This is a genomic window from Pseudomonas sp. 7-41, from assembly GCF_021233075.1.
Taxonomy (GTDB): domain Bacteria; phylum Pseudomonadota; class Gammaproteobacteria; order Pseudomonadales; family Pseudomonadaceae; genus Aquipseudomonas; species Aquipseudomonas veronii.
Genome location: NZ_CP089551.1, coordinates 5337872 through 5350764 on the forward strand (window position 1 = coordinate 5337872; position 12893 = coordinate 5350764).

The window sequence follows — 12893 nt, forward strand, 5'->3', positions numbered from 1 at the left end:
ATGCGACAAATAGCATCGCAATGGCGCAGTTTAAACGCTACCGGGGCACAGCGGCAGGTGGTCGAGCAGGATAGGCGTAACTTGGCCGGCGGTCGGCTATCTATCTACCGCAGGGATCGCGCGGGTGAGATCAACCGCGTTCGGACGGCACCGACGACAACTCGAACGGGCTGCTGCTGCGTCGCTGGTTGCGGTCTTCGCGGGGGGTGGCGCCGAAGAAATTGCGGTAGGCGCTGGAGAAGTGCGGCCCCGAGGAGAAGCCGCAGGACAGGCCGATCTGGATGATCGACTTGCTGGTTTGCATCAGCATCTGGCGGGCCTTGTTCAGGCGCAGTTCCAGGTAATACTGGCTGGGGACGCGATTGAGGTATTGCTTGAAGATGCGTTCCAGTTGTCGTCGCGACACGCAGACATGCTGGGCGATTTCGTCGGTGGTCAGCGGTTCCTCAATGTTGGCCTCCATCAACAGCACCGCCTGGGTCAGCTTCGGATGGCTCGAGCCCAGGCGGTTTTGCAGAGGGATGCGCTGGCGCTCGCCGCCTTCGCGGATGCGCTCCACCACCAGTTCCTCGGACACCGCACCGGCCAGCTCGGCGCCGTGATCACGGGCCAGCACCGCCAGCAACAGGTCGAGTACCGACATGCCGCCACAGGCGGTCAGGCGATCGCGGTCCCAGTCGAACAGATGGCTGGTGGCGATGACCTTGGGGAAGCGCTCGGCGAAATCGTCCTGCCAGCGCCAATGCACGGCGGCACGGTAGCCGTCGAGCAGACCGAGATGAGCCAGCGGGTAGACACCGGCCGACAAGCCGCCGATCACACACCCGGCGCGCACCAGTTGCTTGAGCGCGGTGCTGAGCTGCGAAGCGATCGCGGTGGGCGGTTCGTCGGCCAGCAGGAACAGTTTCTGGAAGCCTTCGAGCTTGCCGGCCCACGGCCCGCCGGGCAGTTGCCAGGCGCCATCGGTCTGCGGTTCGGCCTGCAGAAACGACAGTTCATAGACCACCTCCGGATGCACCCGCTGAGCAACGCGCAAGGCCTCCTCAGCCAGCGCAAGCGTCAGTGCTTTTGTGCTGGGCCAAATCAGGAAACCAATTCGATGGGCAGTCATGGAGGGCTATCCGAAGCAAAAACAGTGAAAGAAGCCGTGGGCCAATGCTAGCCCGTAAACGAACACAAATCTCAAAAACGATGAACATCCAATGTGGGAGGGGCGGTGCGACGATTCGACTTGCCCCCGATTGCGGTGTATCAGTCACCAGATGTATCAACTGACAGACTGCTATCGGGGGCAAGCCCCCTCCCACATAAAAGGAGTGGCTACTTCAAGCTGCCGGAGAGGAACTGCTGAAGCCGCTCGGACTGGGGATTGACCAGCACTTCGCGCGGGTTGCCGCGTTCTTCGACGATGCCTTTGTGCAGGAATACCAGCTGGTTGGACACTTCACGGGCAAAGCCCATTTCGTGGGTCACCACCACCATGGTGCGGCCTTCCTGGGCCAGGTCCTGCATCACTTTCAACACTTCGCCGACCAACTCCGGGTCCAGCGCCGAGGTGGGTTCGTCGAACAGCATCACCTCCGGCTCCATCGCCAGCGCACGGGCAATCGCCACGCGCTGTTGCTCGCCACCGGACATATGGCCGGGGAACGCATCCTTACGATGGCCCACGCCGACTTTGGCCAGGTAGTGCTCGGCCTTTTCCCGCGCGTCCTTTTTCGACATGCCCAGCACATGCACCGGGGCTTCCATCACGTTTTCCAGCGCGGTCATGTGCGACCACAGGTTGAAATGCTGGAACACCATGGACAGGCGCGAACGCATGCGTTGCAGCTGTTTCGGGTCGGCGGCCCGCAGGGCGCCGTCTTTGCCGGCCACCAGTTTCAGCTCTTCGTTATTGAGCAGGATCTTGCCGGCGTGGGGCTGCTCCAGCAGGTTGACGCAGCGCAAAAAGGTACTTTTGCCCGAACCGCTGGAACCGATGATGCTGATCACATCACCGGCCGCGGCGGCCAGGGACACGCCTTTGAGCACTTCATGACTGCCATAGCGTTTATGCAGGTCTTGGACTTCAAGCTTGTACATGCGGTCGGTTCTCACAAAAACAGGTGGTCAGTCGTTGAGCAAGCGCCCGTGACGCAGCGCTTCGCGCCCCGCCACCTTGGCCAGCCAGAAACCCGCTTGGGCATAACGTAGCCGTTCAACGGCAAACAGCACCCCCGAAGTGCCGGCGCAGATGATGCTCACGCGGTCTTCCAGAGGGTCGATCACTTCAAAAACCGGCTCGCCGGCGTCCACCCAGTCACCGGCTTTACGCAGGTAACTGATCACGCCGGCGTGGGGTGCAAACAGCAATTCGGTGCCTTCGAAGGGCACGCCTTCGCAGGGTTCGTGACGTGGTGCCGGCCACTCACCTTTAATCAGGCCCTGCTCGGCGAGGAACGCGAGGATGCCTTCGGCGTGGAAGATCGCTTCATCGCGGCCGGTATCGGCCTGGCCGCCCAGTTCCAGGGTGGTCGCCAGGCACGCCAGCGGAATCTGCGCCTCGGGGAACGCCCGCGACACACGCAGCCAGGGCAGCGAGCAGGCTTCATCGAACGAACTGCCGCCGGAGTCTTCCGCCAGCAGCCCGACTTTCACATTCAAATGCGCCGACAGCGACCGCCACTGCGGCCAATGCTGGGGCAGCGCGTACATGTGCAGCGCGGCTTCGGCGTCGCAATGCAGGTCGAGGACGATGTCCGCGGTGCAGGCGTGGCTCAGCAGCACCCGCTGCATGCCTTGCAACTGGCTGGCCGGCGCGGGTAGCGCGTCGAGCGTATCGCGCATCGCCTGGCGGATCACGCGCACGTTGGCATGGGGATCATCGCCGAGCTTGCCGTGCAGTTGTGCGATCAGCGGCTCGCTCAACTCGACGAAATCGCGGTTGAAATTCTTGCCGCTGCCAATCTCGAAACGCCCTTGATGGCTGCCTTGCAACAGCTGGCCCAGGCCCATCGGGTTGGCCACCGGCACCAACTCGATCACGCCGTTGAGCGCGCCTTGCTGTTCCAGTTCGGTCAGGCGCTTTTTCAGCTCCCACGCGGCACGCATCCCCGGCAGTTCATCGGCGTGCAGGCTGGCCTGGATGTAGGCCTTGCGCTCGCCGCTGCCGAAACGGAACACGCTCAGTTGGCGCTCGCAACCCAGGTGGCCCCAGGGCAACAGGTGATCGATACGTTCCATATCAGTGCTTCCGTGGAGCCAGGTAGCTCAGCCAGCGGCGCTCGGCCAACTTGAACAGGCGCACCAGGATGAAAGTCAGGCACAGGTAGAACGCGCCGGCGGTGATATACGCTTCGAACGGCAGGTAGAACTGTGCGTTCACCGTGCGCGCGGCACCGGTGATGTCGATCAGGGTGACGATGGATGCCAGGCTGGTGGTCTGCAGCATCATGATCACTTCGTTGCTGTACTGCGGCAGCGCCCGGCGCAGGGCCGATGGCAGCAGGATGCGGCGGTACAGTTTGTAGCGCGACATGCCCATGGCCTTGGCCGCTTCGATCTCGCCGTTGGGGGTGGCCTTGAGGCTCCCGGCGATGATTTCGGCGGTGTAGGCGCTGGTGTTGATCGCAAAGGCCAGGCACGCGCAGAACGTGGCGCTGGACAACAGCGGCCACAGGAAGCTCTCGCGCACCGCCTGGAACTGGGCCAGGCCGTAGTAGATCAAGAACAGCTGCACCAGCATCGGTGTGCCGCGGATCACATAGGTGTAGAGCCAGGCCGCGCCGTTGACGATCGGCTGCTTGGACACCCGCATCAAGCCCAGGGGCAAGGCGGCGAGCAGGCCGAAGAACAGCGAGATGGCGAGCAGTTTCAGGGTGGTCAGCAAGCCGCCGAGGTACAGCGGCATGGCGTCCCAGATGACGTTGTAGTCGAAGATCATAGATCAGCCGCCCTTACGCCTACCGAGTAGCGCTTCTCAAGATGACGCAAGGCCAGCAACGATACGCTGGTGATCACCAGGTACATCGCCGCCACTGCGAGGAAGAAGGTAAAAGGCTCGCGGGTGGCATCCGCCGCCTGCTTGGCCTTGAACATCATGTCTTGCAGGCCCACCACCGAAATCAGCGCGGTGGCCTTGGTCAGGACCAGCCAGTTGTTGGTAAACCCGGGGATCGCCAGCCGGATCATCTGCGGCACCATCACCCGGAAAAACACCTGGAAAGGGCTCATGCCATACGCCAGGCCGGCTTCGGCCTGGCCCTTGGGGATGGCCATGAAGGCGCCGCGGAAGGTTTCCGACAGGTAGGCGCCAAAGATGAAACCCAGGGTGCCGATACCGGCGGCCAAGGGGTTCAAGTCGATATAGTCGTCATAGCCAAGCATCGGCGCGACGCGGTTGAGCAGGTCCTGACCGCCGTAGAAAATCAGCAGGATCAGCACCAGGTCGGGAATCCCACGGATCACCGTGGAGTACAAGTCACCCAGCCAGGCCAACCAGCGCACCGGCGACAGGCGTAACGCGACCCCGATCAGACCCAGAACGATGGCCAAGGCCATGGACGACAAGGCGAGCTGAAGCGTCAACCATGCGCCATCGAGGATGACGGCCCCGTAGCCTTTCAACATGATTCAGGTCCTCGAAAAGGGGGATGAAAAAATGGCGCAAACCGCAGGAATTCTGTTGCTTGCGCCATTCTGGACAGACCGCTGCGACGATTTACTTGGCGTCTGGGCCGTAAATATCGAAGTTGAAGTACTTGTCCTGGATAGCCTTGTACTTGCCGTTGGCACGAATCGCAGTGATCGCAGCGTTGATGCGGTCCAGGTTTTCCTTGTCGCCTTTACGTACCGCGATACCGATGCCATCGCCGAAGTATTTGCTATCGGTAAAGGCTGGGCCGGTGAACGCGTAGCCTTTACCCGCAGCCGTATCGAGGAAACCTTCCTGCAACAGGGTGGCGTCAGCCACGGTGCCGTCGAGGCGGCCGGCTTCCACGTCCAGGTAGATTTCGTTCTGCGAGCTGTAAGGAACAACCGTGGCACCTTTAGGCGCCAGTACTTCCTTGGCGAAACGGTCGTGGATCGAACCGCGCTGCACGCCGATCTTCTTGCCTTTCAACTCATCCAGGCTGTCGCTGACGGTCGTGCCTTCCTTCAACACCAGGCGCGCCGGGGTCAGGTAGTAGCGGTTGGTGAAGTCCACGGACTTCTTGCGGTCGTCGGTGATGGACATGGACGACAGGATCGCGTCGATCTTGCGCACTTTCAGCGCGGGGATCAGGCCGTCGAACTCTTGCTCGACCCAAGTACACTTGACCTTCATCTCTTCGCACAGAGCGTTGCCGATGTCGTAGTCAAAACCGACGATGTTGCCATCCGGCGCCTTCGAGGCAAACGGAGGGTATGCCGCTTCGATACCAATTTTCAGAGGCTTGCCTTCAGCGAAAGCCTGCATGGACAGCACGGACAGCGCCAGGGCGCCCAACAGCACGAGTTTCTTCATCTTGGGACTCCATCGGTATAGGGCAAAACAGCAGTATGAGCCATGGCCCACGATGCGACTGAGTGAAACCGAATAGCGGTGCTGCGTCCTACGCCGATTCAACAGCGGCGACGACGAGCGAGTGATCGGCATTCTAACGACAGGCCGGAAGCCGATATTTCCTCAATGCGACAACAATTTACAGAAGCACCGAGAAAGCGGTTCCAGCACATTGACAGTCCCTGTTTTTTATGCAGAGACAAAAGATATTAAACCTGTTGATACTGCAAATAGCGGGCCTATTATTCGCAAACCCTTCTAGCACGGCAAGTCTGGCGTTTAATCTAATACTGGGAGCTGTCTAAAACGCGGCTTTTCGGTGCAAACCCGTAGCACTTTGCCTCATGTTCGGGCGAAGGGTTACACATTTGCGCCGCTCGGTAACATTCAGAAACGTCCTGACGAAGAAGTCGATATTTATTGGCCTGGGGTTATGCAGGTCCATGTGGGAGGGGCGGTGCGACGATTCGACTTGCCCCCGATGGCGGTCTTCAGCCAACTGATCAGTGACTGATCCACCGCTATCGGGGGCAAGCCCCCTCCCACATGGGATCTTCAGTGGCTTTGAGAGACCACAAAAAAGCCCCACCCGGCTCACGCCGAATGGGGCTCTGTCCCACCCACCCGTCTTACGCGACGTTCATGGTCTTGTGGGTCTCAATCAAATGCGCCACCACACTTGGGTCGGCCAGGGTGGAGATATCGCCCAAGCCATCGTACTCAGCCGTGGCAATCTTGCGCAGGATACGTCGCATGATTTTGCCCGACCGCGTCTTCGGCAAGCCCGGTGCCCACTGGATCACGTCCGGCGAAGCGATCGGCCCGATTTCCTTGCGCACCCAGTTCTTCAGTTCCAGGCGCAGCGCTTCGGTCGGCTCTTCACCATTTTTCAGGGTGACATACACATAGATGCCCTGGCCCTTGATGTCGTGCGGCACACCCACCACCGCCGCTTCGGCGACTTTCGGGTGGGCGACCATGGCGCTTTCGATCTCGGCGGTCCCCATACGGTGGCCGGACACGTTCAACACGTCATCCACACGGCCGGTGATCCACCAGTAGCCATCTTCATCGCGACGAGCGCCGTCACCGGTGAAGTACATGCCACGGAAGGTCTTGAAGTAGGTATCGACGAAACGGTCATGGTCGCCGTACAGGGTACGGGCCTGGCCTGGCCACGAATCGAGGATCACCAGGTTGCCTTCGGCAGGGCCTTCGATGATGTTGCCCAGGTTATCCACCAAGGCCGGCACCACGCCGAAGAACGGCCGTGCCGCCGAACCCGGCTTGAGCGCATGGGCGCCCGGCAGCGGGCTCATCAGGGTGGCGCCGGTCTCGGTCTGCCACCAGGTATCGACGATCGGGCAACGGGATTGGCCGACGTTCTTGTAGTACCAGTCCCACGCTTCCGGGTTGATCGGCTCACCCACCGAACCCAGTAGGCGCAAGCTGCTGCCATCAACGCCTTCGCAGGCGGCGGTGCCGGAAGCCATCATCGCGCGGATCGCCGTCGGCGCGGTGTAGAGAACATTGACCTTGTGCTTGTCGACGATCTTGCCCACCCGAGTGATGTCCGGGTAGTTAGGCACGCCTTCGAACATCAGCGTGGTCGCGCCATTGGCCAGTGGCCCGTAGACGATATAGGTGTGGCCGGTGATCCAGCCGACGTCGGCGGTACACCAGAAGATTTCGCCCGGACGGTAGTCGAATACGCGCTCATGGGTCAGGGCCGCATACAACAAGTAGCCGCCAGTGGTGTGCTGCACGCCTTTAGGCTTGCCGGTGGAGCCGGAGGTATAAAGGATGAACAGCGCTTCTTCGGCGCCCATCTCTTTCGGCGCGCACACGGTGCCCGCCACTTTCATCAGGTCTTCGTACCAGATGTCGCGATGCTGGTTCCACTTGATACTGCCACTGGTGCGCTTGCACACGATGACTTTCTGGACGCTGTTGGTTTCCGGGTTGGTCAGAGCGTCGTCGACGTTGGCCTTCAACGGAATCTTCTTACCGGCGCGCACACCTTCGTCGGCGGTGATTACCACTTTCGACTTACAGTCGATGATGCGACCAGCCAAGGCCTCCGGCGAGAAACCGCCAAACACCACCGAGTGGATCGCACCGATGCGGGCACAGGCCAGCATGGCGACCGCAGCTTCGGGGATCATCGGCATATAAATAGTCACCACGTCGCCGCGGTGTATGTCCTGGCCACGCAGGGCGTTGGCGAACTTGCAAACTTGTTCGTGCAACTCGCGGTAGGTGATGGTGCGGCTGTCGGCAGGGTCATCGCCCTCCCAGATGATCGCCGCCTGGTCGCCGCGCTCGGCGAGGTGACGGTCCAGGCAGTTGTAGGAAACGTTCAAGGTGCCATCGGCAAACCACTTGATGTCGACATGGTGATCGTCGAATGAGGTCTGCTTCACCGTGGTGAAAGGCTTGATCCAGTCAAGACGCTTGGCTTGCTCACGCCAGAAACCATCGGGGTTGACCACCGACTGCTGGTACATGGCCTTGTAGGTCGCCTCGTCAGTCAGCGTGTTGGCTACTGTTTCGGGGCGAACGGGGTACAGGGAAGCCGCACTCATCTTTCTTACCTCGGTGAAATAGTTGTTTTTGTATGACCCCAGTTGTAGCCGGGGTCAGCCTATAGAACCATTCGACGATGGTAGTAACAAGACCCTACAAATTGCCCTGCTATCTCCTTCCCCCCTCTGGCCCGTAGCCTGCGGCGCTTGGCGGACACGTAAAAAACCTGCGACGGGGGATTGTTACAAAAACCACCAATAGTGTTTATCAAAAGCACGGGTATATGAATATAACCCGCAGGCCTAAAATCGACTCCGCCAACAAGGCAACCAGATTAACAACGTAACAGCCCCCACGAAGGCACGTTAATCGGAAGTAAACACCCCTAAGTTACACACGAGGCCTCCAAAGGGCCCCGTGCCCCCTTTCGCACTGAAGAAGGTAAAAAGAGAAATGAAAGCTTTATTAGTTATGGCCCTCAGCAGCTTGTGCGCCACCGCCGCCCTGGCCGAGGAAGCCCCGACTGACGTAGCCGGCCAGAACGCCCCGATTGTTGAAGACTACACCTACAGCACTCACCTGGACGTCGCCAAAGTAGTCTCCATGAGCACCATTCCAGATGTATGCGAAGTCGTACCGGTAAAAATGGAATATGAAGACTCCAAAGGTCAGCGCCACATTCTTAACTACCATGTGATGGGTAACGGTTGCTCTAACGGATAACAACTTCGTTAGTTCACATTGACCGTGATCTTATTCGCCGCAAGAAATTGTTCTTGCGGCCAAAAACCCGCCTCCCACTCCCCCGCTCAAAAAACCTCGCCAGCCCCCGCAATAAATAGCCCACCGTCCGTCAAAAAAATCCTCCGGCACCAACCCCCTGTAAACCCTCGCTCTGGCTCGAATACCAGGCGTTTTGTCAGCAATCCGAGCGCATCTGCCGCAACACAAAGCCGTTTTTTTCCCTATAATGCGCGGGTAAATCGGGCCTGCAATATCCCTTTACACTGGGATGAAGAGCCGACCTGAGGCCTCCGCAGGAGCATGCATCTATCGCTCCGCCCCTCAAGCCTCACGCAGAGCACCCGTTCACCCCATTGCGTTTAATGCCTGCGCTAGCTGTTGCAACAAACGATTCCTTAAGATCCACCGCGGCCCGAGGGCCGTGTGAACCCCCAACCATTCGGTTTCACACGGGCACCTTCGAGCCCTCACGCAGGAGACGACACGTCATGCTGAGCTGGGACGAATTCGACAAAGAAGAAGACGGCGAAGTCGCCGTCAAAGGCGCCAACGCCGGCCACGCCACCGAAGCCAACATGGACCGCCTCGACGGTGCCGGCGCCGCTGCCGCCATCGAAGCCCGCGCCGTCACCGCCAACGACTCCGCCGCGATCATCCGCGCCAAGGCTGCCCTCGACAAACTCGACATCGCCGAAGGCCTCGCCGAGCTCGAAGGCGCCTCCGCCCGCGTCGCTGTCGACGAAAAGCGCATGATCAACTGCCGCGCCGACCTCAACCAGCTCGTGCCCTTCAAGTACGACTGGGCCTGGCAGAAATACCTCGACGGCTGCGCCAACCACTGGATGCCGCAAGAGGTCAACATGACCGCCGACATCGCGCTGTGGAAAAACCCCGAAGGCCTGACCGACGACGAACGCCGCATCGTCATGCGCAACCTCGGCTTCTTCTCCACCGCCGACTCGCTGGTCGCCAACAACCTGGTCCTGGCCGTGTACCGCCTGATCACCAACCCGGAGTGCCGCCAGTACATCCTGCGCCAGGCCTTCGAAGAGGCGATCCACACCCACGCCTACCAGTACTGCATCGAGTCGCTGGCCATGGATGAAGGCGAGATCTTCAACATGTACCACGAGATCCCATCGGTCGCGAAAAAAGCCGCCTGGGGCCTGAAATACACGCGCTCCATCTCCGACCCGAAATTCGAAACCGGCACCGTCGACACCGACAAAGAACTGCTGCGCAACCTGGTGGCCTACTACTGCGTACTGGAAGGCATCTTCTTCTATTGCGGCTTCACCCAGATCCTCTCCATGGGCCGCCGCAACAAAATGACCGGCGTGGCCGAGCAGTTCCAGTACATCCTGCGCGACGAGTCGATGCACCTGAACTTCGGCATCGACGTGATCAACCAGATCAAAATCGAAAACCCACACCTGTGGGACGCCGAGATGAAGGAAGAAGCAACCCAGATGATCCTGCAAGGGACCCAACTGGAGATCGAATACGCGCGCGACACCATGCCACGCGGTGTACTCGGCATGAACGCGGCGATGATGGAGGACTACCTCAAGTTCATCGCTAACCGTCGTCTGTCGCAGATCGGTTTGAAGGAAGAGTATCCAGGGACGACTAACCCGTTCCCATGGATGAGCGAGATCATGGACTTGAAGAAAGAGAAGAATTTCTTTGAGACCCGTGTGATCGAGTACCAGACTGGCGGTGCGTTGAGCTGGGATTGATTTTAACGGTACAAAGGAGCTGCCCATTGGCAGCTCTTTTTTTTGTAAAAAACTCAGTGATTTGGAACAGCAGATGGATTACCTGTAATCCGGCCAAATCCCCATCAGAACGCCAGCATCAAGGGTGACGGTGCCCGCGTATTTGTGCCAACGAAGCCTCTATGCCACCCCCTTTGGCCCTCGCACTTAAACCAAGTCCGCAGGCTGCATCGTCAGGATGATTTTTCCAACGTTTTCAGACGACTCCATTCGGCGATGGGCATCGGCCGCGCGTGACAGCGGGAAAGTACTGTCGACGACCGGCTCCAAACTTCCAGCGCCATCGAAGCCCTCGGGAATAGCCGCGGCATGCATGATCAGTTTTTCTCCGGTTCGGTAAACGTGGCATTAGCGATAGCAGAGGCGGTAATGGCGCCTGGAAAGCCTACGTAGAACGCCAGGTGAGTGATCGCGGCGGCGATTTCGTCATGGGTCACCCCGTTGCTCAGCGCCCGTCGCAGATGCGCGGGCAACTCTTCAGAGTGACCACCGGCAATCAATGCGGCCACTGTGATCAGGCTGCGGTCGCGTGGGGACAATGCCGGATCGCTCCAGATCTGCGGATACAGCGTCGAATCAACGAATTGCGACAGCTTTGGGGTAAACGCCCGGGCCGCTTCACGAGGACTGCTGAAGTTGAGATTGGACATGATGCTGTCTCCTTAAACCTGGCTGATGAATTTGTGGGTGAGGTAGTGCTCGATGCCTTCAATGCCACCTTCCGAACCGTGGCCGCTTTCTTTCATGCCGCCGAAGGGAAGCTCTGTGGCGACGATGCGGTATTGGTTGATCCCGATCATCCCGGCCTCTAACCCGTCAGCGACGTCAATGGCCGTTCGAGCACTCGACGTGAACGCGTAGGCTGAAAGCCCGTAAGGCAGACGATTGGCCTCTTTCAAACCATCAGCCAAGTGATCGAATGGCATCAGCACGGCGATAGGCCCGAAGGGTTCTTCATGCATGACTCGGGCATGCATAGGCACATCCGCCAACACGGTGGGCTCAAAAAAGTAGCCGCTGCATTCCAGGCGTTTACCACCGGCCAACACGCGTGCGCCTTTGGCAACGGCATCTGCCACCAGCTCTTCCATCTTGGCCAACTGCCGTGGATTGGCGAGCGGCCCAACCTGGGTGCCGGGCGTCAGGCCATCGCCAATGTTCAACGCGAGGGTGGCCGTCACAAAGTGCTCAACAAACGTTTCATAGACGCCACGCTGAATCAGAAAGCGCGTTGACGAGATGCAGACTTGGCCAGTCCCGCGGAACCGATTGGCAACGCCTTCGACGGCTGCTTTTTCGATTTCTGCGTCATCGAATACCAGCACCGGCCCGTGTCCTCCCAGTTCAAGGGTGATGGGCTTGACGCCCTCGGCAGCACGAGCGGATAGCAGCCGACCGATGGGGACCGAACCGGTAAAGGTCACCTTGCGAATGATGGGAGAAGCGATCAGGTGGCTGGAAACTTGGTCCGGCACACCAAAGACCACTTGCAACACGCCTTTAGGCAATCCTGCATCGTCGAGAGCACGCGCCAGGGCCAGCGCGGTGGAGGGGCTTTCTTCCCCTGGCTTGAGGATGACACTGCAACCTGCGGCCAAGGCTGCCGAGAGCTTGCGGGCGGGTGTAATGGCCGGGAAATTCCAGGGCGTGAACGCAGCGACAGGGCCGATGGCTTGGCGTTTTACCATTTGCAGCACACCGGGACGATTGGCCGGAACTACACGCCCATCGATACGGCGCGCGCTTTCGGCAAACCACTCGAAGTACTCAGCCGCACGCGTGACCTCATCCAGGCTTTCCGCAAGCGGTTTGCCTTCTTCCAGCGTCATTTGCTCGGCGATGTGTGGGGCCCGTTCCAGGATGAGATCGGCAGCGCGTTTGAGAATTTTTGCGCGCTTCTCGGGTACGGTCTGGCGCCATTGTTCAAAGCTCTGTTGAGTCACTTCGAGCGCGTGATTGAGGTCGCCTGCGGTGGCGAGTGGAACACGCCCGATCTCACGTGCGGTTGCGGGGTTGACGACAGCGGCGGTCGCGCGTCCTTCGGCACTGATCCATTCACCACCGATAAAGAGATAAAGCGGGTCGTAAGACGTGTTCATGAGGTTGCCCTTCGGTTGGTTTATCAACAAGTTCGTACAAGACTCAGCGCCTGGGTTGCCGTGTTCAGGCGCCCTGTGCAACCAAGTCTATGGAGTACGAACCGTTTGATTTAGCCGACCAGAAGGGAATCATTGTTGTGCCTGGAGGTAATATCGAGCACCGCCAGGAGTGTGTAGCATCTGCAAATACCGCCCACGTCATGCGGCAATGACAACCTG

At 59.5% G+C, this 12893-nt stretch carries 11 protein-coding genes and 1 pseudogene; 2 read left to right on the forward strand and 10 right to left on the reverse strand.

The annotated features are described in order from the left end of the window. Positions 1 to 130: 130 nt before the first annotated feature. The 7 genes from LQ249_RS24170 to acs all read right to left on the reverse strand — a co-directional run bounded on the left by LQ249_RS24170 (position 131) and on the right by acs (position 8112). The gene (locus LQ249_RS24170) at positions 131 to 1111 is read right to left on the reverse strand and encodes a GlxA family transcriptional regulator (protein WP_017849213.1); all 981 of its coding nucleotides are present in this window, start codon (positions 1109 to 1111) and stop codon (positions 131 to 133) included. 209 nt (positions 1112 to 1320) lie between these two features. Further along, a complete protein-coding gene (locus tag LQ249_RS24175) occupies positions 1321 to 2085 on the reverse strand; it encodes an ABC transporter ATP-binding protein (RefSeq protein WP_046382323.1) in 765 nt (254 codons plus the stop codon). A gap of 27 nt (positions 2086 to 2112) precedes the next feature. Further along, positions 2113 to 3225: a succinylglutamate desuccinylase/aspartoacylase family protein gene (locus LQ249_RS24180; protein ID WP_046382322.1), complete on the reverse strand. Its 1113-nt coding sequence runs from the start codon at positions 3223 to 3225 to the stop codon at positions 2113 to 2115. 1 nt (position 3226) lies between these two features. Then, a complete protein-coding gene (locus tag LQ249_RS24185) occupies positions 3227 to 3925 on the reverse strand; it encodes an ABC transporter permease (protein WP_017849216.1) in 699 nt (232 codons plus the stop codon). Continuing rightward, positions 3922 to 4611 carry an ABC transporter permease gene (locus tag LQ249_RS24190; protein WP_010566615.1) on the reverse strand — a complete coding sequence of 230 codons (690 nt, stop codon included), beginning with the start codon at positions 4609 to 4611 and terminating at the stop codon, positions 3922 to 3924. The genes LQ249_RS24185 and LQ249_RS24190 overlap by 4 nt, the downstream gene beginning before the upstream one ends. A gap of 91 nt (positions 4612 to 4702) precedes the next feature. Then, on the reverse strand, positions 4703 to 5488 hold the full coding sequence (locus tag LQ249_RS24195; protein ID WP_017849217.1) for an ABC transporter substrate-binding protein: 786 nt from the start codon (positions 5486 to 5488) through the stop codon (positions 4703 to 4705). Positions 5489 to 6156: 668 nt separating this feature from the next. Next, positions 6157 to 8112 carry an acetate--CoA ligase gene (gene acs / locus LQ249_RS24200; protein ID WP_017849218.1) on the reverse strand — a complete coding sequence of 652 codons (1956 nt, stop codon included), beginning with the start codon at positions 8110 to 8112 and terminating at the stop codon, positions 6157 to 6159. Positions 8113 to 8506: 394 nt separating this feature from the next. Here acs and LQ249_RS24205 point away from each other — a divergent pair, with 394 nt between their 5' ends. Both LQ249_RS24205 and LQ249_RS24210 read left to right on the forward strand, forming a co-directional pair. Then, positions 8507 to 8776 carry a DUF2790 domain-containing protein gene (locus LQ249_RS24205; protein ID WP_017849219.1) on the forward strand — a complete coding sequence of 90 codons (270 nt, stop codon included), beginning with the start codon at positions 8507 to 8509 and terminating at the stop codon, positions 8774 to 8776. Between the two features lie 509 nt (positions 8777 to 9285). Next, complete coding sequence (locus LQ249_RS24210) at positions 9286 to 10536, forward strand: ribonucleotide-diphosphate reductase subunit beta (protein ID WP_079444551.1); 1251 nt, start codon at positions 9286 to 9288, stop codon at positions 10534 to 10536. A gap of 186 nt (positions 10537 to 10722) precedes the next feature. On the opposite strand, the pseudogene LQ249_RS24215 reads toward LQ249_RS24210, so the two are convergent. The 3 genes and pseudogenes from LQ249_RS24215 to LQ249_RS24225 form a co-directional block, all read right to left on the reverse strand. Next, a pseudogene (locus tag LQ249_RS24215) lies at positions 10723 to 10863 on the reverse strand (zinc-binding dehydrogenase); the annotation flags it as partial. Positions 10864 to 10892: 29 nt separating this feature from the next. Beyond that, positions 10893 to 11225 (reverse strand): carboxymuconolactone decarboxylase family protein, encoded by a 333-nt coding sequence (locus LQ249_RS24220; RefSeq protein ID WP_017847243.1) that lies wholly within the window; start codon positions 11223 to 11225, stop codon positions 10893 to 10895. Positions 11226 to 11237: 12 nt separating this feature from the next. Continuing rightward, complete coding sequence (locus tag LQ249_RS24225) at positions 11238 to 12674, reverse strand: NAD-dependent succinate-semialdehyde dehydrogenase (protein WP_128191987.1); 1437 nt, start codon at positions 12672 to 12674, stop codon at positions 11238 to 11240. Positions 12675 to 12893 lie beyond the last annotated feature (219 nt).

Coding starts and splice junctions, on each gene's coding strand:
- LQ249_RS24170 (WP_017849213.1), bottom strand. CDS start 1,111: ATGACTGCCCATCGAATTGGTTTCCTGATTTGGCCCAGCACAAAAGCA.
- LQ249_RS24180 (WP_046382322.1), bottom strand. CDS start 3,225: ATGGAACGTATCGATCACCTGTTGCCCTGGGGCCACCTGGGTTGCGAG.
- LQ249_RS24220 (WP_017847243.1), bottom strand. CDS start 11,225: ATGTCCAATCTCAACTTCAGCAGTCCTCGTGAAGCGGCCCGGGCGTTT.
- LQ249_RS24195 (WP_017849217.1), bottom strand. CDS start 5,488: ATGAAGAAACTCGTGCTGTTGGGCGCCCTGGCGCTGTCCGTGCTGTCC.
- acs (WP_017849218.1), bottom strand. CDS start 8,112: ATGAGTGCGGCTTCCCTGTACCCCGTTCGCCCCGAAACAGTAGCCAAC.
- LQ249_RS24190 (WP_010566615.1), bottom strand. CDS start 4,611: ATGTTGAAAGGCTACGGGGCCGTCATCCTCGATGGCGCATGGTTGACG.
- LQ249_RS24185 (WP_017849216.1), bottom strand. CDS start 3,925: ATGATCTTCGACTACAACGTCATCTGGGACGCCATGCCGCTGTACCTC.
- LQ249_RS24205 (WP_017849219.1), top strand. CDS start 8,507: ATGAAAGCTTTATTAGTTATGGCCCTCAGCAGCTTGTGCGCCACCGCC.
- LQ249_RS24210 (WP_079444551.1), top strand. CDS start 9,286: ATGCTGAGCTGGGACGAATTCGACAAAGAAGAAGACGGCGAAGTCGCC.
- LQ249_RS24175 (WP_046382323.1), bottom strand. CDS start 2,085: ATGTACAAGCTTGAAGTCCAAGACCTGCATAAACGCTATGGCAGTCAT.
- LQ249_RS24225 (WP_128191987.1), bottom strand. CDS start 12,674: ATGAACACGTCTTACGACCCGCTTTATCTCTTTATCGGTGGTGAATGG.